General features: G+C 39.0%; 20 protein-coding genes. All 20 read right to left on the bottom strand.

The window, feature by feature from the left end; all coding sequences use genetic code 11:
* Entirely contained in the window at positions 1-1,350 is a 1,350-nt protein-coding gene (locus D7D50_RS06945; RefSeq protein ID WP_120701834.1) for a glycosyltransferase, read from the bottom strand.
* A 12-nt stretch (positions 1,351-1,362) separates the two neighbouring features.
* A complete protein-coding gene (locus D7D50_RS06940) occupies positions 1,363-2,586 on the bottom strand; it encodes an ABC transporter ATP-binding protein (protein ID WP_120701833.1) in 1,224 nt (407 codons plus the stop codon).
* Positions 2,586-3,392: an ABC transporter permease gene (locus D7D50_RS06935; RefSeq protein WP_120701832.1), complete on the bottom strand. Its 807-nt coding sequence runs from the start codon at positions 3,390-3,392 to the stop codon at positions 2,586-2,588. Before D7D50_RS06935 ends, D7D50_RS06940 begins: the two co-directional genes overlap by 1 nt.
* A complete protein-coding gene (locus D7D50_RS06930; protein WP_120701831.1) occupies positions 3,392-4,333 on the bottom strand; it encodes a glycosyltransferase family 2 protein in 942 nt (313 codons plus the stop codon). The genes D7D50_RS06935 and D7D50_RS06930 overlap by 1 nt, the downstream gene beginning before the upstream one ends.
* The gene (gene cps2T / locus D7D50_RS06925) at positions 4,330-5,478 is read right to left on the bottom strand and encodes a beta 1-4 rhamnosyltransferase Cps2T (RefSeq protein ID WP_120701830.1); all 1,149 of its coding nucleotides are present in this window, start codon (positions 5,476-5,478) and stop codon (positions 4,330-4,332) included. Before cps2T ends, D7D50_RS06930 begins: the two co-directional genes overlap by 4 nt.
* Before the next feature lie 106 nt (positions 5,479-5,584).
* Entirely contained in the window at positions 5,585-6,436 is an 852-nt protein-coding gene (gene rfbD / locus D7D50_RS06920; RefSeq protein ID WP_120701829.1) for a dTDP-4-dehydrorhamnose reductase, read from the bottom strand.
* Between the two features lie 65 nt (positions 6,437-6,501).
* The gene (locus tag D7D50_RS06915; RefSeq protein WP_120701828.1) at positions 6,502-8,403 is read right to left on the bottom strand and encodes a hypothetical protein; all 1,902 of its coding nucleotides are present in this window, start codon (positions 8,401-8,403) and stop codon (positions 6,502-6,504) included.
* Positions 8,400-9,329, bottom strand: a complete 930-nt coding sequence (locus tag D7D50_RS06910) for a glycosyltransferase family 2 protein (RefSeq protein WP_120701827.1) — start codon at positions 9,327-9,329, stop codon at positions 8,400-8,402. Before D7D50_RS06910 ends, D7D50_RS06915 begins: the two co-directional genes overlap by 4 nt.
* A gap of 82 nt (positions 9,330-9,411) precedes the next feature.
* Positions 9,412-10,890 (bottom strand): DUF2142 domain-containing protein, encoded by a 1,479-nt coding sequence (locus D7D50_RS06905; protein WP_120701826.1) that lies wholly within the window; start codon positions 10,888-10,890, stop codon positions 9,412-9,414.
* 9 nt (positions 10,891-10,899) lie between these two features.
* Entirely contained in the window at positions 10,900-11,682 is a 783-nt protein-coding gene (locus D7D50_RS06900; RefSeq protein WP_120701825.1) for a glycosyltransferase family 2 protein, read from the bottom strand.
* The gene (locus D7D50_RS06895; RefSeq protein WP_120701824.1) at positions 11,683-12,942 is read right to left on the bottom strand and encodes a lipopolysaccharide biosynthesis protein; all 1,260 of its coding nucleotides are present in this window, start codon (positions 12,940-12,942) and stop codon (positions 11,683-11,685) included. It lies immediately after the preceding gene.
* Complete coding sequence (locus tag D7D50_RS06890) at positions 12,935-13,276, bottom strand: DUF2304 domain-containing protein (protein WP_120701823.1); 342 nt, start codon at positions 13,274-13,276, stop codon at positions 12,935-12,937. Before D7D50_RS06890 ends, D7D50_RS06895 begins: the two co-directional genes overlap by 8 nt.
* 1 nt (position 13,277) lies before the next feature.
* The gene (locus D7D50_RS06885; protein WP_120701822.1) at positions 13,278-13,976 is read right to left on the bottom strand and encodes a glycosyltransferase family 2 protein; all 699 of its coding nucleotides are present in this window, start codon (positions 13,974-13,976) and stop codon (positions 13,278-13,280) included.
* A gap of 156 nt (positions 13,977-14,132) precedes the next feature.
* Positions 14,133-15,152, bottom strand: coding sequence for a UDP-glucose 4-epimerase GalE (galE, locus tag D7D50_RS06880; protein ID WP_120701821.1), 1,020 nt, complete (start codon positions 15,150-15,152; stop codon positions 14,133-14,135).
* 175 nt (positions 15,153-15,327) lie between these two features.
* The gene (locus D7D50_RS06875) at positions 15,328-18,315 is read right to left on the bottom strand and encodes a CocE/NonD family hydrolase (protein ID WP_120701820.1); all 2,988 of its coding nucleotides are present in this window, start codon (positions 18,313-18,315) and stop codon (positions 15,328-15,330) included.
* A gap of 274 nt (positions 18,316-18,589) precedes the next feature.
* Complete coding sequence (locus tag D7D50_RS06870; protein ID WP_117744407.1) at positions 18,590-19,660, bottom strand: ABC transporter substrate-binding protein; 1,071 nt, start codon at positions 19,658-19,660, stop codon at positions 18,590-18,592.
* The gene (locus tag D7D50_RS06865) at positions 19,657-20,430 is read right to left on the bottom strand and encodes an ABC transporter permease (RefSeq protein WP_023026999.1); all 774 of its coding nucleotides are present in this window, start codon (positions 20,428-20,430) and stop codon (positions 19,657-19,659) included. Before D7D50_RS06865 ends, D7D50_RS06870 begins: the two co-directional genes overlap by 4 nt.
* Positions 20,427-21,233 (bottom strand): ABC transporter permease, encoded by an 807-nt coding sequence (locus D7D50_RS06860; RefSeq protein ID WP_023023685.1) that lies wholly within the window; start codon positions 21,231-21,233, stop codon positions 20,427-20,429. Before D7D50_RS06860 ends, D7D50_RS06865 begins: the two co-directional genes overlap by 4 nt.
* The gene (locus D7D50_RS06855) at positions 21,214-22,371 is read right to left on the bottom strand and encodes an ABC transporter ATP-binding protein (RefSeq protein WP_023023687.1); all 1,158 of its coding nucleotides are present in this window, start codon (positions 22,369-22,371) and stop codon (positions 21,214-21,216) included. Before D7D50_RS06855 ends, D7D50_RS06860 begins: the two co-directional genes overlap by 20 nt.
* Before the next feature lie 205 nt (positions 22,372-22,576).
* Positions 22,577-23,479 carry a UDP-N-acetylmuramate dehydrogenase gene (gene murB / locus D7D50_RS06850; protein WP_120701819.1) on the bottom strand — a complete coding sequence of 301 codons (903 nt, stop codon included), beginning with the start codon at positions 23,477-23,479 and terminating at the stop codon, positions 22,577-22,579.
* Positions 23,480-23,583 lie beyond the last annotated feature (104 nt).

Below are 23,583 nucleotides of genomic sequence, written 5' to 3'. Positions count from 1 at the left end.
TTATTTCCTTATTCTTAAGAATTTTAAAATCTTTGTTGGAATGGTCCAACGGCGAGAATGGATGACTGTATTATATGCTTCTTTCGTAGCTTCTAACTCTGATTCAAGATTTTTCAATCTATTTTGACAGTCTAACATTTCAGCAGCAAAAACCTTCCCAATATAATCCGGTTCGGAGGGATTATCCAAAGAAATCATCTTATAGTTTAGTTGGTATGCCTCTTCTGGCTCAACATCATAGATCAGTTGTGGATCAGGCTCGCTAAATAGATAATAACCTTCAGAGATGACACCATTCGTATAGACTGGGTGAATAAGCTTCCCACTTGTATCTTTCAATTCAACCTCAGAGTAGTAACTAGGACGTTCTGAAAGATCCACTCGAATGACCGACGTTCCTTTCGGAATATCGATGATGAAATTATCTTCTTTTTGAAGCAGTTTGGTCATGGTACGATCTTCCGAATAGGTGTTTTCTTCATCTCCGAAATAAATCGTAACAGATTCCATCCCAATATGTGAAAGAGAGTCCATTGGTTTAGATAACCGAATCTCGTAAGTATTAGTGCGATCTAAGAGAATTTTTGTCATCTCTTTAAAATCTGCATTTGGATATTTATCAAGATAGGTTAATTGAGTTTGCAGTAGCTTATGGAAACGTCGTTCCAATTTTCTAAAATCGCAAGGACGAGAATCCGATCCTTGGTTTATAGTATAGGCGACTGTTGCTTCATTCAGATAGGCTAAAGAAGTCCGTTGAAAGAGCTCCAGTTGTAGATTGAAGGTATCGTCTGATGTCGTAAGATCCAACTCTTGATTGACTTCTATCATCAAATCTCGATCTACTAACCAGGTCGATGCCATGGTAAAGCCTCTAGTCGCAAGCATTTTTTCGTAGGTATCTGCTAATGGAATCGTCTGGTTAGCAAAGCCAGCCTTAGAAACAAAATTACCATGCTCATCATAGATATCAAAATCGGTATTAGACCATTTGCAGTCAGGTTTGCTGGCTAATAAGTCAACTTGCTTCTGAAGTTTTAAAGGATCAATCCAAAAATCATCTCCGTCACAGCGAGCAATGTATTGCCCACGCGCTTCCTTACAGATTGTTACCCAGGTTTTGGCAATCCCAAGATTTTCGTCCTGATAAAAAGCACGAATCAAATCAGGATGGCTAGCCTGATAATCTGCTATGATTTTACGAGATCCATCAGTTGAGGCATCATCCACTAAAATAATTTCAAAAAGAAACTCTGTTTTTTGTGCTAAGAAGCTATCGATCGTCTTCTTTAGCCAGGGTTCTTTATTAAAAACTGTACAAATAATCGAAACAAAAGGCGTCGTTTCCATATCTCCCTCAGTCTAGTCAGTCATTGACCATGTTCCATTGCGTTGGATTAAGCCACTTGCTGCATCCATTGCTGATTTATCATCCAAATCGATATCATCTCGATTGATAAAAATTAGTGGGGTTTGCGTAGCATCTGAAAAGGCCAGCATCTGCCCTTCAGCATCCCTTACTGTCACTTCTAACTTCATTTTCAAGTCATTCACCGTTGGAAGGGAACAAGTGTAATGAACTGTTTTATGTCCAGCCCCACTCATCAGTTGATCCATAGAATTATCATTATAGATCCAAATATTCCGATCGATATCTGTTAACGACAGTGCGATATAGGTCTGAATATCTTCACGAACATCAAAATCGATTTGGAACTGAATCGAATCTTGGGGACGTAACTTGTTTGAACTTAACAATTGAAGCTGAAAGTTTTCAACCAAGACTTGTTCTTCCTGGTTGGGTTTACCAGCTCCACCAGCTTCTCCTCCCTGTTGCAAAGGGGCTGTATTATCAAAACTATACTGGTTAGCTACATTTTCTGGACTACCAATTGCCTTCACCAAACCATTTTCAATCAAAACAGCCTTGTTACAATATTTCTTGACAGCTCCCATATCATGGGTAACCAAGATAGTGGTTTTTCCTGATTTCTTCCGTTCTTGGAAGTAATCATTACACTTGCGCTGGAAGGCCTCGTCTCCTACTGCAAGGACCTCATCCAAAATCAAGATATCACCTTGGGCCTTAATCGCAACCGAAAAGGCCAGACGAACTTGCATCCCGGATGAATAGTTCTTAAGCTTTTGGTTCATGAAGTCATGCAACTCGGCAAAGTCTACGATGTCATCATACATGGCATCAATTTCAGCTGTAGAGAAGCCTAGCATAGCTCCATTCATATAGACATTTTCACGACCAGTCAACTCTGGATTGAAGCCGACGCCAAGTTCGATAAAGGATACTAGTTTCCCATCGATTGTGACAGATCCTTTTTCAGGTACATAAATTTCAGAAATAATTTTTAAGAGAGTAGACTTTCCAGAACCATTTCTTCCTAGGATCCCGAAAAAATCTCCTTTTTCTACTTCAAAAGAAATATCCTTAAGAACATGTTGTTCTTTATAGCCTTTGATTCCTTTGAAACGATTGACCAGGGCAGTCCGAAGGCTGTTGGTTGCCTCTGTTGGCAACTTAAAGTACTTGCTGACATGGTCTACTTTTACTGCAATTTGTTTATCAGTCATTAGAGAATCTCCGCAAATTTCTTAGCATGTTTGTTAAAGTAAGCAAAGCCAGCGATAAAAATAAGAATTGGCAAGACATAAGGAATCAATACCAAGAACTTATTCTCCACCAAAAGCCATACAGGGGTGTTAGCCTTATCAATCAAGAAATAACGCATGTCTTGAATGATCTGAGCCAGAGGATTCATCATGACCAACTTAGCCGCCCATGGATTGCGATCTGCGATAAAGGTAATCGGGTAGATAATTGGCGTCGCATACAAACCCGCTTGCAAGAGTACTTCCCAGACTTGACCTAGGTCACGGAAACGGACAAAAAATGTTGCTAAGATCAATGCACATCCTGTCGCCATCAAGAATAACTCAAGAAAGAGCGGAATCACCATCAAGGCTGTCCAAGAGAATGTCACCCCATTAAAGAATGAAAAAATCAAGACGACAACAAGGTTAATGACAAAGTTAATCGCTGCTCCTGAAATCGCGGACAGGACAATGATATGTTTGGAGAAGTTTAACTTCCGCAACAGATCACCTCGACTAACGATCGACACCATCCCCATGGAGGTCGCTTCTGAGAAGAATCCCCAGACTACATTGGCCAACAAGAGAGCAACTGGGAAATGGGGTACATCTCCACCCAAGCGTAAGAATCGGATGAAGACAATATACATGATACTAAAGGTCATCAATGGCTTTAAAATGGACCAAAGATAACCAATCGCTGACCCTTGGTAGCGTAATTTAAAGTCTGTTTTAATTAACTCTCGTAATAAAATTCGATTTTTCTGACTAAAAACGTCAAACATTATTTTTTACCTCGATATGCAAACTTTGTCAGAATCAAGCTGGTAAACACAAAGGTGTGGAAGGCTCGATTCTTACGGTAACCATACTGACGAATCCGTCTCAGACGTTCTTTTAGTGGAACATCCATAATGGTCACAAAGTTTTCAATAATTTCTTTATTTTGGGAACTGATAGGCAGATCCAATAGATTTTTCGCTTGTTCTTGACTAGATTCGATGAGATTCCAATACTTAGCAAAAAGGACATGAGGACGAACCCAATTCTTGACCCGTTTTCTAAGGGTACGAGCTCCTAAAACATTGCTACTGTGCTGACGGTACAACTCCGTTGGCTGATCGATATAGATGAGCTTCCCAAAGGCAGCTGCCAACAAGGCCAAGTACCAATCATGCATGAGAAGCGCATGCTTTTCTTGACCTGTCCATAAGTCAGCCAGCGCATGGTTAATCATGGCAACTCCACCAGTTACCGTATTTTCCGTCAGCTCTTGAATGAGTTCCGTATTGGCATGATCAGATTGGGTGCGAATCATACTTTCATGTTGCACATTCAAGTTTTCATCGACCACTTTTAAATCTGTGTAGACTAGCAAAGGCTCCTCTTGAGGATGCTTCTCGGCTTCTTCGACTTGTAGGGCAATCTTTTCCGGAAGCCAGACATCATCTTGATCACTAAAGCAATAAAGATCAGCTTTTTCATATTTTAAGAGTGTGTGAAAACTCTTGATAACACCCAAATTTTCGATGGCACCTTGATTGATAAAGCGAATACGCTCATCCTGAGCTACTAGCTCCTGAATGATTTCTACTGTACCATCTGTCGACCCATCATCCCGGATCAAGAGTCGCCAGTCCTGATAGGTCTGGTCTTGAATACTTTTGACCTGCTCTTTTAGATACTGCTCACCATTGTAGGTGGACAGCAAGATATTTACTTTCATGATAAGAATAATTCCTCGTACTCACCTACAATTTTTTCCCAGGTAAAGTTTTGCTTCATATTAGCTTTGGCTAGCCGCCCCCATTCAGATGCATCTTCTAAAGAATCGACCTGGCCAATCAAATGGGCTAAATTCCCTGTCTCTTTGGTCCAATATTGGGCTGTATCCTTTGCGACCGTTTGGTTAAAGGAAACTCCAAGAACCAAATTGAGATCCGTCTGGGCAAGTGCTTCTAAGAGGCCCGGATTGGTCCCGCCCACTTCATGACCATGAATATAGGCGAAGGCTTCTTTACGGATATACTTCAATAGGTCTTGATCATAAACCGTTCCTACAAACTTGACGCGTGGATCCTGATCAAAGCCCGTTCGAGCTCGAAGCTCTTCAAAATAAGGATTACCTTCATGGTTACAAATGATGATCAAATCCCGCTTGGTAGAAGAGGCCATAAATTCACGAATGGCGGTCTCGTAATTGTTTTCCGGAACAAAGCGACCCAAAATTAAGTAATAGCTTTTCTCTTGTGTCTGCCACTCCTGATAAAGTTCTCTGACTTTCCTATCCTGAGTGGTCAGGCTGGTCGGAGACAAGTCCGTTCCATAAGCAATATAAGTTGTCTTGGACCAGGGATAGGCTTCCTTGATATAGGACTCGATCCCTGGATTGTCAGAAATCACCAAATCCGCATGGCGCGTCATGATTTTTTCAGAATACTTGAGATAGGTTTGGATCGGTTTGGCCCACTTGGCCCGCTTCCACTCCAGTCCATCTGGATTGATATAGAATTGGCCACCCATCTTATGGATCTTGCGCGCAAAAGGTGCCACGAAGGCCCCAATGGTATTGCCCAAAACATAAAAAATAGGTTTTTCAACTCCCTGCTTCTTGATGACCTTCAAAGCATAGTTGATGGCCATCATGTCATAGGCAATGACGCGTGCAGGCCCAAGTTTCGGTGCTTTAATGGTAAAACAATCGACACCCTTGTAATCAAAATGATGATAGGCTTGATCATTAGAAAGGCAGGCAACATGGTACTGGATAGCTGGAGACACTTGATGGGAAACCAATTGGTCCACAAAAGTCTCAAAACCGCCATATTGAGCCGGAAGCCCACGACTTCCGATAATAAAAACATGTTGCATATGATTCCCTTTCTAACAATTTACAATCTATTCAATTATACCATTTTCTAGGCTTTTTGCCTAATCCAAACAGAAAAGCGACCCTAGGGCCGCATTCTATTTACACTTATTTCACTTCTTGTTTATAAAACTCTTTTAGAGCATCCTTCCAGGTTGGAATAACGAATCCTGTGGACTTCGCTTTTGTCAAACTCATCGTTGAGTTAAACGGACGTTTTGCCTTAGCTGGAAATTGGCTAGAATCCACTGGCTTCACTTCAACATCCGTATCTTTGAGGATTTCAACTGCAAAGTCATACCAAGTTGTATCTTCTGCCGCATCATTAGACAAGTGGTAATAACCATATTCCTTACGGTTTTCAGCTAGATAGGTCATAAACTCTGCTAACGTACGTGTCCAAGTTGGACGACCATGTTGGTCATTAACGACTGTAAGCGTCTTGTGAGTTTTAGCAAGGTTTTGCATCGTGAAAACAAAGTTCTTACCGTAGTTACCAAAGACCCAAGCTGTACGAATGATGTAATAGTTGGAAACATGTTTCTCAACTAGCTCTTCCCCCATACGTTTAGTCCGACCATATTCTGTTTGAGGATTTGGCTGATCATCCACTTCCCATTCTTGACCAACTGGCTTATTCCCATCAAAAACGTAGTCGGTCGAGATATAAACCAAGGTTGCACCGTGTTTTTCAGACGCTTTTGCTACATTTTCCGTACCTGTCACGTTGATGGCGTAATCCAATTCTTTTCCTTCATCTTCTGCTGCATCAACTGCGGTATAGGCAGCACAATGGTAGACCAAGGTCGGCTTCACTTCCGCAAATACTTCATCTACTTTCTCTGCATTTGTGATGTCCATTTCCGCCACATCGACGGCTACATATTCTTCATTTCGTTCATCTAACAAATGGCGCAGCTCAGTTCCAAGTTGCCCATTTGCACCTGTAATTAAAATCATGGTAAATTCCTTTCAATTGCTTTTTCCCTATCATTATAGCAAAAAAAGCAGAAAACTTCTGCTTTTTAGGATGAGAATTGTTCCCTATTTTTTGAGTACTTTTTCTTAAAAATTAAGAATACAAATATCCAGGAAATCCATTCAATAAAGAAACCAAGATACTGAAGAAAAGTCTTATGATATGAAACTTTTACGTGACCTGAATTTCTAATGGATAGATGAATTTTCCCGTTATTTAATGTTTTTTCAGGAACTGCTGGTTTACGAGATTTTTTATTTTGTTTTAACTCCGACTCAGTAAAAGAACGCTGGCTCAGCATAGGTTGCGATCCTTCAGCACCTTTAGAATACTCCGCACGGTATCCTTTGTACCAAATAAGCGGTATCGAAATGGTACTTTCATTTTTATCATCAGAAAGCATGATATCAAATTCTAAAATGTTGTATTTCTTTTTAATATTTGATATTTTTACGCCTTTTTCAGTTTTAAATTCTGTAAATTGAGGCAAGCGTACATCTTGATTATTAATATCAAGGTTGTAGTATTCATCACCTACAGGATCGATATATTTCGATTTGTCTCCTTTGTAAACAGATTTTAGTAACTTCTCATTCTTTATGTTATCCTCACGCATCTGTTTGTAATATTTTGAGGATGAATCAAATTGAGGGACAACTTGATTGAAATAGAAAGTTAAGCTCAAGATGCAGAAGACAATAGATAAGAAACCGTTTCTATTTGTAAATGCAAGAAAGAATAGGAACAAGAGGGGAATAAAAAACAATAGACGTCCTGAATACTGCATACTCCCTAAAAAAGTGTATTTCAATATGGAATGCCAAGGCAGAAGACTCGTTGCAGAAAGATATAAGATCCAACAAGTCCAAAACACGGTCTTACTTAAACTTCCTAGGCGGCGATAGAATAAGATCACCACCATGCTTGCATAAAATAGCCCATCTCGTACGAATTGATGGATTGGCCACTCTAATGGTGTGAAAGGTTTATAAAAGCCATATCTATCTGCCTGAAATGGGAATGGAGCAAAAAATGTATCTTTCACATTAACAGGAAAACTCCTCGCTACCCAAGTGAAGAAAAATTTTTGCGATGAAACCTGTTCAAGATATTGAAAAATGTATCCTGCTGACAAACATAAAGCAAACAAGATTGAAAATACAAAGGAGATGATTTTTTCAAGTGTGAGCTTTTTATAATTTAATAACAAAAATACCCCAGAAAAGATAGCTAATATAATCGTTGATAAAATATGAGTTTGAATCAAAAGCGCTACTACGATCCCTAAATAGAGAGGGTTCTTTTTGTTTAAGTAGAGTACACGATAAATAGAGTAAATCAGAATAGGGACGAGTGGTATTACCATGGTCATTCCAAATCCAAATAAAGTGTAATAACATGGAATGGTTAAGGCTGCTACTATACCAGTCACCTTATTTTTTACTATTTTTGAAACTACAATATAACTCGATAGGCATGTACAAAGAGTAATCAAAAAGGCAAATATAGAATAGGAAAAATTCCCATCGTTGGTCATCATATAAACAATGGCAGATGGATAAAACTGCCAATTGCCATAAAACATGGGCGAAGCGTATCCCGCACCAAAGGCAAATAAAAAATTCAGATTAGGGAGTAAATCCCAGTGTTCAATCGATTCTGCTAAGCCGACAATTCGAGTTAAATGAAACACATAGTCATATGAACGACTTTGAAAATTGATTAGATTAAAAGATACAAAGGTAAAGATGTCCGAATACGTTGTTAATAATAAATAGATCATCTTATTGCTGATTTGATTGAAAGTATTGACAAATTGGTCGATATGACTGCGTATCACTTTTATCGTATCTAACTGATATATTCTTTCTAGGAGTCTATCAACTCCCTCGTAAAATGTATCTATCTTTTGCTTGGCAGTAACTTTCAAACTAATGATATTCTTCATTCTTCACTTTTCTCTTTAATAACATAGATTGGACGTTTTTTGGTTTCCATGAAGATCTTACCGATATATTTCCCTAGAATCCCAATGGTAAGTAATTGGAATCCTCCTAGGAAAAGAATCACAGTCATTAATGAAGGCCATCCAGAAGTTGGATCCCCAAAGACTAAGGTACGTATCACAATCAAAATCACCATGATAAAAGCTAAGATCCAAGATAGGAGTCCACCAATAAAGGCAATGTTTAGTGGAGCATCCGAAAAGTTTACAATCCCTTCAATAGAGTATTTGAAAAGGGACCAAAAATTCCAAGAAGTCTCTCCTGCTACCCGCTCTACATTCTTATATTCGAGGTATTCCGTCTCAAATCCAACCCAGGCGAAAATCCCCTTAGAAAAGCGATTGTATTCTGATAACTCTAGAATCGCATCGACCATGGGACGTCGCATCAAACGGAAATCACGCGCGCCATCTACCATTTCTACTTGGCTAATATGATTGATCAATTTATAAAACATGCGTGCAAAGAATGAGCGAATCGGGGGTTCACCTTCCCGAGTTACTCGTCGTGTACCGACGCAGTCCAAATCTGGCTGTTGATCCAACTTCTGTTTCATTTCGATCAGTAGTTCTGGAGGATCCTGAAGATCCACATCCATAACAGTTACAAATTCACCCTTGGCACGCTCAAGCCCGGCATACAATGCCGCTTCTTTTCCAAAATTACGAGAAAAAGAAAGATAGTGCACATTTGGATCTTCAAGATGCAACTTTCGAAGAACAGATAGTGTCCGATCTGACGAACCGTCGTTTATAAAAATATATTCAAACTTTTCTCCCATCTCCATCCGAACCCGCTCCATCTCCCTATAAAACAATGGAATCGATTCTTCTTCATTAAAACATGGGACTACAACTGATAGTGTCATATCTTACTCCTTGACTTATTCACTCTCTATTGTAACAAAAAACTAGGGTTTCCCCTAGTAATAACTTATTTTAGTCTTTCAATTATACAACTGCATATAAAACAGAGATTGTTTGTAGTATAGTTAAACCTATAATAATAAGACTACTTTCTACTACAAAATGATCCGTGAACCTTTGTTCATCTGAAATTCTTTGCTTAAACAAACTGCAAATAACTGGTAGAGACAGAGCGACAACTCCTAGATAATACCTACCTTGAACTCCTAAAACTTCAAAATTTCCTACTGGTGTCCAGGTTAGATACAAGGTTAAAGTGATTAACCCAACAATTGCAAAAGAAACCAAACTTGCTCCTACTACTGATACTTTCGGAAGCTTGATCTTCCCAAAATTTGAAAAAGTGATCAAGGTATAAAGAGCATAGATTGGAATAAGAACCTCCGACATCGATAAATCTAACCAACCAAAGGTATAGAGCTGATTTAAATGACTGACTGATAATAACATCTCCTTCAAAATCACTGGTAGATACCAATGAGGTTTTGAAATGATACTAATAATTTGACCTTTGACATCTGCACCCTCGAGTTTAAAGTTCTCAATTCGAACTTGCTGGGTAAGAACGTACCAAAAAATCGTAAAGAGAAAGACTACGATAATCAAAGCGAGAGAGACGAGATAGTAGTTTTTACATTGCGTTTTCTTTCTCGGTATAAAGAGCAATAGTCCTACTAGCAAGACATAAGGAAGCTTCATTGTTACAAGGATGATACAAAGCAAAGCATACAGCAATAAATCTTTTATTTTAACAACTTTTTCATCATCTGTTACATAGTTCAAGAACAATCCAATAATGATGTAGGTCAACCCTAAAGCTACACTATCTTGATTGTAAGAAGCAGCAAGGACCAGATTCATTGGAAACATTGCTACCATTGTCATCAACTGCTTCGCTTTACCACTTAATTTAATGGCAATGAGAGCTAAAATACAGTAAGCGATGACATTGAAAATGCGACCAAGATAATAAGAGACGCCGACACTCAAGTTCAAAAACTTACCAATCCCGAATCCAAGAGCCTGAGGAATGTAGCCGATAAACCAATAGGAGTTGGTTGCCCTGTAATCCGTTTCTTTACCAAACTTCACTTGTTTGGTCGTCTGTCCTTCTTCAAACAAAGTAGATTTGGTAAATGGTTTTTTGAAATTCTTATATACATCAAAATAATCTTCTGTAATATGGATATTCTTATTTCCCATATTTACATCACCTTCAACAATATGAATGGTTCTTGAAAGATGAACTTGTTCATCGGGCGTATTCAAAACGGGTGTAATGAAAGCAAAGGAAAGACCGCCAATGAGCATAGCAATGAAGGTCCCTACATTTTTCTTCGGTAAAAGAAAAATGAGGAGAGCAAATACTACAAATAGTAGCACACCAATTTTAGGAAAATCTACCAAACGCTTTGTATAAATGACTGTCATACAAAAGGCCAGAAGGATGAAAGCTACTACATACTTCTTATTCCGCTCAAAACTATCAACAAAATACCTCATCATTTACTCCTAATTATTCGAATTTTGACTCTTCACATATTGTCTCATCAGCAACTTAGCAATCCATTTGGGCCAAAAAATTTCCAATGTTTCTAAATCTTCTTGACTACGAGTATTATTAGAAATTGTTTTAGAAGTTTCTGATTCTTCATGAATACGATGACACATTAATGGTTTGTCTACATATACAAATGAGCCTTTCATTTTTCCAATCTGATACCAAGCGATCCAGTCCAGATTTCCTTTCAATTTTTCATCAAACTTAAACCCATTCAATGCAGATAAATCATATGAAACAGAAGGGCAACATATTGCATTCCCGAATGCTAGGACTCTAGTTCTCCAAAATTTACTTTTTGGAAATAAATTTATAGTTCTCAACATAAATCTCTTTATCTTAAGATTGAGTGTACGTTCAATTTTCTTTCCATTTTTTTCTTCAAAATAATCCGAATATGCTATTAAAGCATCTGGATTTGATTGGAATTTTTTAATAATTAATTCTGAATATTGAGGCTCATAATAATCATCTTGATGGGCGATTGTCGCGTATCTTGTTTTTACAAATGACAATGCATTATTCCAATCTTTTCCTATTGAACCACCACTACCATGATAATATGCAATATTATATTTTTTACATAATTCCTCAATTTGAAGACTAGGTGTTGAAGTATATAAAATAATAGAAGATTGATTATGTTGATTAACTAATGAAAGCATACATTCTTCTAAATAGGAGGAATTCCCGTATGCACAGATAACAAAAGTATGAATTTCTTTCAAATTCATTTAAAATCTCCTTTTCACATAAAGAAATAAACTAAATCCCCCGATAACATATATTACCATTACCAGCATAAAACTTAAACATGCACCAAGTATTCCTTGAGAGATTATGAAGGGTTTACTTAATAGGATACTCGCAATATACATAACAATATAAACTACCAATAATAAATTGTGTTTCCTATAAATAGTTAAAATATTTTCAAATACTAAAGCAATTGAATACAAAATCCCTGAAAATACTAGAACGGTTAATTCTAGTCGGTAACGATTTAAGTCAACTCCGAAAATAAGACTAAGAACTGGTGTACCGATTAAATAACTTACTAAAGTAGTAAGAAAACCAACAAGAATCAAAAAAACAAATATTCTTTTTATAATACTATAGAATTGGACCATTTCACCGGCTTGTCTTTTTTCTGCTAACGAAGTAATCAGAGGTCTTATTACTAGAATACACAAACTCATGAAAAACACTGGCATAAATAATATATTAAAATCACGTTGTACACCTGATTGCATTTTTTGGCTAAGAAGTTGTTGTGAAATGATAATTCTAGGTTCGTTAAAAATAAGGTTAATAAGAAAACCATATATAAATAAAGAAAAACAATCTTTTAAAATTAAAAGTCCTTGTATAAGATCATTTATCGAAAATGTTCGTTTATTATCCGAAGAATGAAATAACTTTGAAAATTTAATATCGAAACCGACTATAAACAAAATATTAAAGATGAGCACCAGAAGAAAGCCAACCAATAAATTTTTCTGAATCATTAAGGATACAAATAAGATAACTACACTTATAAGATACCTAAAAAACATTGATTTACCAGCAATATCAAGTCTTGATTTCTGTTGAAACAAGCCTTGATAAAGATCAGACCATACATCACATGTGCGATAAGCTAAAATAAGAAAAGTTAAACCTATAACAAAACTCGAACTTAAATCATAATGAATATAAACTAAATAAGGATATAGAGTTATCCACATTAATATAGTAGAAATAATCCTAGCTGTATAATAATTTTTAAATGAAAACTTATTAACAATATCTGTTGCTTGATAATTTCTGACTTGAAAGAGTCCTATTATAACCCATAAATTCCCGATAGAAATAGTCAAACTATACTGATCCGCAATTGTAGAATTTTGAAATCTAGAAACTATAATAAGAAAACAAACTGAAACTGCTGCAGCTGCTAAATTGCCTAGTAGATTCCAAATGTAAATACTTTTTTGGGAAGGAGTATTATTCATCTTTCTCCTCATTTTTGTTCAAAGCGATAACTTGTACAAGATTTTTAAACTTGGTATCTAATTTTGACAACCGTACGGTTAACTGGAACTGATTCATTAATAACAAGAAAATAATGAAAAGAAAAATAAAATTAACAGCAGATGCAATCCCTAAGGATGCTGCAATAATCTCTGCTAACTTTGGAAAAATACTAAAAACTAATAGAATTAATGAAAAGAAAATCCAAAACAAGGCATCATTAATCTGCACACGAGATTTTCTAATGTTCTGAAGGATAAACCCACATGTTCCCAATGAAACAACAACTAATACAATTTGAAACCAGATTGACATTCTATTCTCCTCTCTCTCTAAAATTCTGAATGAATAAAATAGACACGAACATGTGAATCATGTACTTAATAGAACGTGAAAAAGTTAAATAGCTTTCTCCTGCTTGTCTCTCTTCCATACGAACTTGAACTTCTGAAATTGGAACACCTTTACGTAATAGATAGGAAACAGTATCTGGTTCAGGTCCATAGTTAATATTCTTTGCAAAAACTTGTATTAGATCTTTAGAAAACATTCTCATTCCCGAAGTTGGATCATTAATCGTTTTCCCAGTGGTTAATTTAATAGCAAAACTAATGAGTGTATTCCCCAACATACGAAATGAATTTGGTCTTTTCTCCGAAACAAAACGAGAACCTATAACCATTTTATTGCCTTTATCAATTTCTTCTTCTAAAGCAGCAATATATTCTGGGAGATGTTGACCATCTGCATCAAATTGAACAGCTTTTTCATAGCCATGTTGATAAGCATATAATAATCCTGTCTGAAAAGCTCCAGCTAAACCGAGATTAACTGGTAAATCAATAATATTATAGCCATTTTTATGACAAATTTCTGAAGTTCGGTCTCGAGAACCGTCATTGATAATCACATAATCATACTGGGAATAATTTTGAATAATATTATCTACTACCGCTTGAATAGAACCTTCCTCGTTATAAGCTGGTATAATAATCAATAAATCTGAGGATTTCAATCTCCTTTGTCCTCCATTAAAATTCTTTTTAACCATTATACAATAACCATAATGTTTTATCCACTAATCTCGAAACTTAATACTATCAATTACTATTATTAAAAGCAAAAAAAGCTTGATATTAGTTATAAATATCAAGCGAATCGTTAAGATTAGTTATTGTTCAAATCCATTTGGATGTTTACTCTGCCATCTCCAAGCATCTTGGCACATCCGATGAATATCAAATTGAGCACTCCATCCTAGTTCTTCACGTGCTTTGGATGGATCTGCATAACAGGTTGCAATGTCACCAGGTCGTCGATCAACAATCTTGAATGGAATTGGTTTTCCCACAACCTTCTCCATATTGTAAATAATTTCTAATACAGAGTAACCTCTACCGGTGCCAAGATTATAGATATTCAAGCCTGAATCAGGGTTCATTTTTTTCAATGCAGCAACGTGGCCTTTCGCCAAATCAACTACGTGGATATAATCGCGTACTCCAGTTCCATCTGGAGTTGGATAATCGTTCCCAAACACATTAACAGACTCTAATTTTCCAACTGCTACTTGTGTTACATATGGCAATAGATTATTTGGAATACCATTTGGATTTTCACCAATGTTCCCACTTTCATGAGCACCAATTGGATTGAAATAGCGTAACAATACAATATTCCATGAAGGGTCCGCCTTGTATATATCTTGAAGCATCTCTTCTATCATGAGTTTCGTTCTACCATATGGATTTGTAACGGATAAAGGAAAATCTTCCAAGATAGGAACAGTATGTGGATCTCCATAGACAGTTGCTGATGAACTGAAGATAATATTTTTACACTGCACCTCTTCCATCACCTGAAGCAAAGTCAACGTTCCACTAATATTATTTTCATAATAAGTAAGTGGAATTTGAACTGACTCTCCAACTGCTTTCAATGCAGCAAAATGAATCACACCAGTCGGTTTTTCTTTTAGAAAAATTTCTAAAAGCTTTGATCTATCACGAATATCTTCATTATAAAAAGTAATAGATTTTCCAAGAATTTTTTCTACTTCTTGTATACTTTTCTCACTACTATTTACTAAATTATCAACAATGACAACTTCATGACCTGCATTTACTAACTCAATGGTGGTATGAGAACCGATAAACCCAGCCCCACCAGTTACTAATATTTTATGATACATTTTACAACTCCAGTTAAATGAATTACATTCATTATCCCACAAATGTTAATATTTTTCAAAAATTTTCAATACCGCCCAAAAGCGTCTCCCTTACTTATTAGTAAAAAGACCATAACCTTCTTTCTACGATGGTTATGGCTTTTCTACTATCTCAATTTCCGTATTAAGGGTATTCTTAATTTTCTCTTTCTTTTAGTCGGACGATTCCCATTCCGACTAAAAGAACGATTCCTAACACGCTGGAAGTGACTTCAAAGCTGGTGGTCATTCCAGTTTGCGGCAAATAAAGGCCTTCCTTATGACTACTGCTCACTTGAGAGTATTCTTTATCCACCGTCTCTGATGTTTCTTGTTGGTAGTTGACAGCTAGTGGCGCCAGCGTGTCTTTCTTGCTAGACTCAACTGCTAATGAACCTGGCTTGTATGGTGTATAATCCTTGTTTGGTATCTGCTCCTTATGATCCACGGATGGCACGAGGGTGTCCAGTGGAAACTCTGGTAGGGGCTCTTCAACGAGTGGAAGGACCTGATAAGTTTCATCCTTTTCATTTGGAACATACCAAGCATAGTGAAGACTACTCTTTTGAACGGTTGGTATTTCTGCCACGATGGACCGTGTTTTCAAGCGATAGGAATACGGATCATCAGTCCAGACATAGTTACTATCGAAGGTGGTAAAGACTAGGCCTAGCTTATGCCCCTTCTTGACCGTGTAAAGATTTGGCTGTAGATAAACCGTATAGTTTCGAAACTCTCCTAGCTTGGGATCTATGCTCTTGCTAGAGCTAGAGGAGGCATAGCCTGCATCTGGATTTGCTAGATTGATCCAACCAGAAGAAATGACCTTATACTTGGTTTTAATGGTTCCAAATTGTTTGTTGGCGATATTCTTAAGATTGCTTCCCATCCAGTAACCTGTTTCAGAAAGCGTATTGAGAGGCATTTCTTGGTACTTGTAGCCAGCTTCATCGTAGGTAATCTTATTGGATGCGACATCAAATTCCTCATCTGAGAGATCGACCAGTTGTACATTAACTTGGTAGTCTTTGAGTTCTTGATTGGTCAGCTTGGCTAAGGCAGCTTGGAAATGGACAGGAATATGCCCTTTAATAGTCACATCCTCTGTCGCTTCTGCTGTAAACAAAGCATTAGCAGTTGAAGATTGCTTAGTGGTATGTGAATCACGATTGGTCCAATCCATCCCTGCACTGTAGTAATCATTATCGATAGTTTCTTCCTCTCGTCTAGAAAGAGTCTTCAGGGTCAATTTATTACTAGACTCCCAGCTAGAATAGTGTTCCCATTTAGATGGGTCGTAGTTATTAGACACGGTTACTTCTGGTAAAGATTCTACCTGATTTTCTGCATCATATAGGTAGTGACTAAACCATTGATTGAGAAGGTCACTGACACTTTGTTGGCCCTCTTTAATTCCGAAGCGTTTATTGACAGGATAAATATGATCCCCTTGATATAGGTAGAGCTTCACAGGCTGCCCAGCTTTTTTCAAGGTTTGATACATCAGCTCAAAGTGTTTGGTTCTGACATTATCATCATTTAGCCCATGCATAACTAGAGCGCTGGCCTTGAATTTTTCTGGATGAAGAGTATAATCGCGATTTTTCCAAATGTCACTATAATTATAACCATGCTTATGTTGGTCGCGATTCAATTGAGTGATATAGCGGGCATAGTCCTCTTTAATCTTGTTCCAATCAGCCGGATCTAGAATCCTGTTGGATACATAGACAGACAAATGAGACAGATCTCTATAAGCACCGACATTAAAAGTCGTTCCTTGACTGTTGTAATAATCATACCAACTTGCAATACCAGCTGCAGGGACGATAGTCTTTAAGCCCTCTACTCCTGTCGCAGCGACTCCAAAAGTAGTGGTTCCTGCCCATGACAGGCCTGTCATACCGACTTTTCCATTCGACCAATCTGCTTTTATAGCGATATTCGATGTCTTATCTGTATAAGCAACTCGTTTTCCATTTAGCCACTCAATGACACTCTTATAACCAGCTACTTCTAGGTCACTTCCTGTTGTATTGATTCCCTCGGACTGATAGCTTCCCAATCCAGATGTGGTAACGACGGCATAGCCTCGTACTAAGAAATAGTTGTACCAGTTAATATTTTCATAATCGTAACGAGTGAAGGTAGAATCACTCTCGTTTGGATTTTTATAGTACCAGTCTTTAGAATCTGCCTTTTTAGCATGTTCTAAAGTCGTGGTAGAACCGGTTTGACGACGAGGATCTACATAGCGATAGAGGTTCTTGTTGTCAAACTCACCCTCTTCTTTTAGACCAATTTCGCCAAGGGTTTCCTTATTAGTCGTTCCCGCTACGTAAGGACTTGCCTCATAGATCGTTGAAGCCTTAAAATCCCCATTGGCAACAGCTTTCGGTAGTTGAACAAAAGTTTTGATCAGGTCCCTTTTTCCGTCTCCATCTGTATCATAGTCTGATTCGACATAGACAACAAAGCGGACGATATCACTCTTTTCATTCGAGTAGCCAGTTTCTACATCACCCGGAGTAAAAGGAAAAATAGGCTGGGTCTTACCATTAAGGATGAGAGGTTCTTTTTTCTCTGCACGATAGGCCTCTTTTAATTTCTTAGCGACCGAAATCATATGATTTAGATTCTGGACGGGCTCATCCTTGCCTACCCCATTTGGAATCATCCCCAAGCTTTTTGCGAACTCAAGACGATCTTCTGCTGTTGAACCAGTTTGATCCGGTTTGGCCTCTGCCCATTTGAGTAACTCGATTGCTGTATCCCCTATACTCAGATTCTGATTTGCGACATGTGGATTTTCAATCAGAGTCGATAGTTTATCAGGCGTTTCTGATACCAATAAAGGTTTCGGTAGGTCTCCTAAAGAATCATTTGTTTCAGTTAACTTGCTAGCTTCCTCCTCAAGTAAGTATCCACTCTCAGCTTCTGCCCTCCCACCTGACTCTAGACCTGAAGCTTCAGGTTGGGGATTAATCTGAGGCTTTTCTATAGAGACAAGTTCTGGCGAACCGACTAGTTCAGTATCTGCTCCTGTAGCCTTTTCGGAAACTTCATCAGCCCGAACTTGAGTGGCTATCACTATAGGTGAAAGTAATAAAGCAGACAAGATAAAAGAAAGATTCTTTTTCCTCATAATGAAACTCCTTTAAATTTAAGAGATTTGTGAGAAGGAAAGCCTTCAAACAAAATGACAGCGTTTACAATTCCATTGTAGTCTCTGTAAACTTTATAGTCAAATCAAATAAAAAGGCATCATAAAAATATAATCTTTCTGAAAGTTGAGATAATTGAAAGGGCCTATGAGAAATATATTATAGTTTTCAATTCTTCTTTTCACACAAAAAAGCAAGTTTCAATCCGGTTTTTAACCGTTAGAAACTTGCTTTAGATTTTATAGAAATACTCTCCTACTTGCGATACATCTTCACTTGTAGGTAGAGGTCGTTATAAACGCCTAACCACTTCTTGCCAAGTTGTTCGTAGACTTCTAAGTTCTTTAGCGTGTCATCACTTGGGTAGAAGGCTTGGTCTTCTTGGACCTCTTTTGGTAGCATCTTCTTAGCTTCTTTGTTCGGTGTGGAATAACCGACATAGAGAGCATTCTTATAAGCATTTTCTGGGCGAAGCATAAAGTTGATAAAGGCATAGGCAGCTTCTTTATTCTTCACCGTCTTTGGAATAACGATATTATCAAACCAAAGGTTGCTGGCTTCTGATGGGACGACATAGCGGAGATCCTCATTGGCTTCCAGCATTTGACTGGCTTCACCGGAGAAAGTCACCCCAATGGCTGCATTATTTTGGATCATGTAGCCTTTCATTTCATCGGCTACAAGGGCCTTAATATTGGGCATCAAGGTATAAAGCTTATCAACAGACTCTTGTAATTGCTGAGGATCCTTGGAGTTGAGACTATAACCTAAGCTATTGAGTCCAATCCCCATGACCTCACGCGCCCCATCGTACATCATGATGTCATTCTTGTACTCTGGTCTCCATAGATCCGCCCAGTGTTCGGGTGCCTTATCAACCATCTTACTGTTGTAGATGATACCAAGGGTACCCCAGAAGTAAGGGACTGAATACTGATTATCAGGGTCAAAGTCCAAGTCCAAGAAGCGTGGATCGATATTGTCTAAGCCTTTCAATTTGGACTTATCCAACTTTTCAAGCAAGTTTTCGTCCATCATCTTAGCGATCATATATTCACTTGGGATGGCAATATCGTATGCTGTTCCCCCTTGCTTGATCTTGGTGTACATGGCTTCATTGGAATCAAAGGTATTATATTGGACTTGAACGCCTGTTTCCTTGGTAAATTCCTTGAGCAATTCTGGATCGATATAATCTCCCCAATTGTAGATGACCAGCTTATCACTGTCTTTTGGATTGGTCTTGGCTTCAAGACGGGCACTTAGCCCCGCTAAAACGAGGATTACCACCACAATCCCTAACAAGAATGAATAGAGTTTTTTCATACTGTCTCCTCCTTCTCTCTAGTGATGAAGTAATAGCCGACCACCAGTAAGATACTGAAGAGGAAGACCAGGGCAGAAAGGGCATTGATATTCAACGAAATCCCTTGGCGAGCCCGTGAGTAGATCTCAACAGACAAGGTCGTAAAGCCATTTCCTGTGACAAAGAAGGTCACCGCAAAGTCATCCAAGGAGTAGGTAAAGGCCATGAAGTAACCGGCAATAATCGCAGGTGTCAAATAAGGAAGCATGATTTCTTTCAACATCTGCACCTGAGTAGCTCCTAGGTCATAGGCCGCATTGATCATATCACGGTTCATTTCCTTCAAGCGTGGCAAGACCATCAAGACTACGATTGGAATAGAGAAGGCCACGTGACTCATCAAGACAGAGGCAAAGCCAAGCTGGAACTTGATCGTCGTAAAGAGGATCAGGAAGCTAGCCCCGATCATAACGTCAGGTGCCACCATAAGGATGTTATTGATGGACAAAAACGGTCCTTCAAACTTCTTCTTAGATTGGTAAATATAGATCGCCCCAAAGGTCCCAATAATGGTCGCAATCAAGGCTGACAGGAAGGCCAAGAGGAAGGTCTGTGAGAGGATCAACATAAGACGCGTATCCTCAAAGAGACTTTGGAAATGCTCCAAGGTAAAGCCTGTAAAAGCATTCATATCCCCACCAGCATTAAAGGCATAGGCAATCAAGTAAAAGATTGGCAGATAAAGGAGTAGGAAAACCAATCCTAAATAGATACGTGAAATCTTTTTCATCGTTCACTCCTTTCTCTCGTTACCCACATGACTAAGAGCATAGCAAGGATCAAGACCACTCCAATGGTTGATCCCATTCCCCAGTTTTGTGTCGTGAGGAAATGCTGCTCGATGGCAGTCCCCAGAGTAATCACCCGGTTTCCTCCGATCAAACGCGTCAACATGAAGAGACTCAAACTTGGAATAAAGACCGATTGGACTCCAGAGCGAACCCCGTTCATAGACAACGGGAAGACAACTCGACGGAAGGTATCCCACTTATTAGCTCCTAGGTCATAGCTAGCATTGATGAGATTTGGATCCAAATCATCCAAAACATTGAAGATAGGAAGGATCATAAAGGGCAACTCAATGTAACTAGCGACAAAGATGAAAGAAAAGTCCGTAAAGAGGATCTGTTGAGGACCGATTCCGATGAAGCTCAAGAATTGGTTAATAGATCCCCCTTGACCAAAGATCCCGATAAAGGCATAAGCCTTGAGCAAGAGGTTAACCCAGGTCGGAAGGACGATGAGCATGAGCCAGAGCTGACGATGCTTGAGCTGGGTCAAAAAATAAGCTGTCGGGTAAGAAATCAAGAGCGTCACAAAGGTAACGATCCCAGCATAGAGAATGGAGTTGAAGCTCATCTTGAGGTAGGTCCAATTCTGCGCTGTAAAAAAGGTTTGGTAATTCTCTAAGGAACCCTGTCCCTGGACATTAACAAAGGATTGCCAAATAATCAAGGCTACAGGAGCCAAGACAAAGAGGAGGATCCAGAGAAAATAGGGAACCACAAAGAGGTTAGAGGTTGTTTTCTTCATCTCTTTCCTCCTCGATGGCATTGATCAATCCGGCTTCTTGCTCTTCCACTTCTACGTACTCTTCGATCCGTGCATCGAACTCTTCTTCCGTTTCATTGAGACGCATGACGTGGATATCTTCTGGTTCAAAGTCCAGACCGATTTCTTCACCTACGATTGCCTTACGCGTTGAGTGAATCATCCACTCATTGCCCAATTCATCATAGGCGATGATCTCATAGTGTACCCCACGGAAAAGTTGGGTATCCACTTTCACCTGGAGCTTGCCTTCCTCGGGCAGTGTGATTTGCAAATCTTCAGGGCGAATAACGACTTCGACCGGTTCGTTTGGTCTCATCCCTCCATCGACTGACTCAAAGCGTTTACCGTTGAATTCTACTAGGTAGTCTTCGATCATGATCCCTGGAAGGATGTTGGACTCACCGATAAAGGTCGCAACGAAATGGTTGATCGGCTCATCGTAGATATCGACTGGTGTTCCTGATTGGACAATTTCTCCTTCGTTCATGACGAAGATCCAGTCACTCATAGCAAGCGCTTCTTCCTGGTCATGGGTAACAAAAACAAAGGTAATACCCAGGCGTTGTTGCAATTCACGGAGTTCATACTGCATGTCTGTCCGCAACTTCAAATCGAGGGCAGACAAAGGCTCATCCAAAAGGACCACTCGCGGTTCATTGATAATCGCTCGTGCAATGGCCACCCGCTGGCGTTGACCGCCAGAAAGTTTCTGGATGGAGCGTTTCTCAAATCCTCCTAATTGCACCATCTTAAGGACTTCAGTCACTCGTCTTTGAATTTCCGCCTTGTCTAGCTTCTTCAAACGAAGAGGGAAGGCAACATTCTCAAACACATTCATGTGTGGGAAAAGGGCATAGGACTGGAAGACGGTATGGACATCCCGTTTGTTAGTCGGTAAATCATTGATCCGAACACCATCCAAGAGGACATCCCCTGTCGAAGCGTCTAACAAACCGGCAATAATGTTCAAAATCGTCGATTTACCAGATCCTGAAGCACCGAGGAGGGTATAGAATTTCCCTTCTTCCAACTCAAAGTTGATATCTTTGAGAACCACTGTATCGCTGTCTTCAAATACTTTTGAGACATTTCTAAACTCAATAATTGGTTTTTTCAATTCACATAAATTCCTTCTTTTTCATGCGTTTCCATCTGAGACCAACCACTAGTCTCATAGGCTGACGAGAATACCCGTCAGGCCACCAACACCTCTCGGGGACTTATAAGACTGCCCCACCTATTTTCAGTATCGATAGGCACTCACCCCCCTTCTAAAGTAGGAAGGGTCTACCCAAGAGTAGCCCCTATTCCATCTCGAACCGTTAATCTCTCCCAATAATACGGACTTCCCGCTCTAAGGTCACCCCAGCCGATTTTTCAACTGTCGCGATGACATGAGCAATCAAGTCTTCATAATCTTTGGCAGTCCCATAATCGACATTGATCATAAAGCCAGCATGCTTTTCAGAAACCTCTACACCACCAATCCGGTGTCCCTTCAATCCTGCCTCACTGATCAACTGTCCTGCAAAGTGACCGACTGGACGTTTGAAAACAGAGCCACAAGACGGGTATTCGAGAGGTTGTTTCAGCTCTCGCAAATGAGTCAAGCGCGCCATTTCTTGATTGATCTGATCATAGTTGCCAGGTGCTAAGGCAAACTTAGCCGAAATCACCACATCCCCTGTCTCTTGGATCTTGGAATGGCGATAACCAAAGGCCAAATCACTTGCGGATAGGGTTTTTATTTCACCCTCTGGCGTCAAGACCTTACACGATTGGAGAATATGGGCAATCTCGCCACCATAGGCACCAGCATTCATGTAAACAGCACCCCCAATGCTACCAGGAATCCCACAAGCAAATTCAAAGCCTGTCAAGCTATGGTAGCGGGCTACGTGAGTCACATCGATCAGCTTAGCACCTGCCTCTGCTTCAATCACGTACCCATTGACTCGGACATCATGGAAATGATCAAACATGATCACAAAGCCTTCAATCCCACCGTCACGGACGATAATATTCGAAGAATTCCCCAAGACCATCCAAGGAATTTCATGAGCATTGGCAAAGGTGACAATTCGTTTTAATTCATATTGATTGCGAGGAAAGGCCAAATAGTCTGCAGCCCCTCCAACCTTGGTATAGGTATATTGTTTGAGTGGCTCATCGAACAAAATTTCAATGCCAGCCAACTCCTCTTTGATTTGCTTTACGATTTCCATCTCACAACTCTCTTCTATACGTTATCTTATCCATTATAACAAAAACCAGCCCACTTTTCGACTAAGAAGTAAAAAAACAGAAACAGCCAAAAGACCACTTCTGT

It is taken from the genome of Streptococcus koreensis (genome assembly GCF_003627135.1).
GTDB classification, from domain to species: domain Bacteria; phylum Bacillota; class Bacilli; order Lactobacillales; family Streptococcaceae; genus Streptococcus; species Streptococcus ilei.
The sequence above is the reverse complement of the archived record's forward strand: the minus strand, read 5'-3'. Positions and strand labels throughout refer to the sequence as shown.

What these genes read in the sequence shown, in the direction of transcription:
- D7D50_RS06890 (WP_120701823.1), bottom strand. Translation starts at nt 13,276, where the DNA reads ATGTCAATCTGGTTTCAAATTGTATTAGTTGTTGTTTCATTGGGAACA.
- D7D50_RS06895 (WP_120701824.1), bottom strand. Translation starts at nt 12,942, where the DNA reads ATGAATAATACTCCTTCCCAAAAAAGTATTTACATTTGGAATCTACTA.
- D7D50_RS06945 (WP_120701834.1), bottom strand. Translation starts at nt 1,350, where the DNA reads ATGGAAACGACGCCTTTTGTTTCGATTATTTGTACAGTTTTTAATAAA.
- D7D50_RS06910 (WP_120701827.1), bottom strand. Translation starts at nt 9,329, where the DNA reads ATGACACTATCAGTTGTAGTCCCATGTTTTAATGAAGAAGAATCGATT.
- D7D50_RS06900 (WP_120701825.1), bottom strand. Translation starts at nt 11,682, where the DNA reads ATGAATTTGAAAGAAATTCATACTTTTGTTATCTGTGCATACGGGAAT.
- D7D50_RS06905 (WP_120701826.1), bottom strand. Translation starts at nt 10,890, where the DNA reads ATGAGGTATTTTGTTGATAGTTTTGAGCGGAATAAGAAGTATGTAGTA.
- D7D50_RS06875 (WP_120701820.1), bottom strand. Translation starts at nt 18,315, where the DNA reads ATGAGGAAAAAGAATCTTTCTTTTATCTTGTCTGCTTTATTACTTTCA.
- D7D50_RS06860 (WP_023023685.1), bottom strand. Translation starts at nt 21,233, where the DNA reads ATGAAGAAAACAACCTCTAACCTCTTTGTGGTTCCCTATTTTCTCTGG.
- D7D50_RS06940 (WP_120701833.1), bottom strand. Translation starts at nt 2,586, where the DNA reads ATGACTGATAAACAAATTGCAGTAAAAGTAGACCATGTCAGCAAGTAC.
- rfbD (WP_120701829.1), bottom strand. Translation starts at nt 6,436, where the DNA reads ATGATTTTAATTACAGGTGCAAATGGGCAACTTGGAACTGAGCTGCGC.
- D7D50_RS06935 (WP_120701832.1), bottom strand. Translation starts at nt 3,392, where the DNA reads ATGTTTGACGTTTTTAGTCAGAAAAATCGAATTTTATTACGAGAGTTA.
- D7D50_RS06930 (WP_120701831.1), bottom strand. Translation starts at nt 4,333, where the DNA reads ATGAAAGTAAATATCTTGCTGTCCACCTACAATGGTGAGCAGTATCTA.
- galE (WP_120701821.1), bottom strand. Translation starts at nt 15,152, where the DNA reads ATGTATCATAAAATATTAGTAACTGGTGGGGCTGGGTTTATCGGTTCT.
- D7D50_RS06870 (WP_117744407.1), bottom strand. Translation starts at nt 19,660, where the DNA reads ATGAAAAAACTCTATTCATTCTTGTTAGGGATTGTGGTGGTAATCCTC.
- D7D50_RS06915 (WP_120701828.1), bottom strand. Translation starts at nt 8,403, where the DNA reads ATGAAGAATATCATTAGTTTGAAAGTTACTGCCAAGCAAAAGATAGAT.
- murB (WP_120701819.1), bottom strand. Translation starts at nt 23,479, where the DNA reads ATGGAAATCGTAAAGCAAATCAAAGAGGAGTTGGCTGGCATTGAAATT.
- cps2T (WP_120701830.1), bottom strand. Translation starts at nt 5,478, where the DNA reads ATGCAACATGTTTTTATTATCGGAAGTCGTGGGCTTCCGGCTCAATAT.
- D7D50_RS06865 (WP_023026999.1), bottom strand. Translation starts at nt 20,430, where the DNA reads ATGAAAAAGATTTCACGTATCTATTTAGGATTGGTTTTCCTACTCCTT.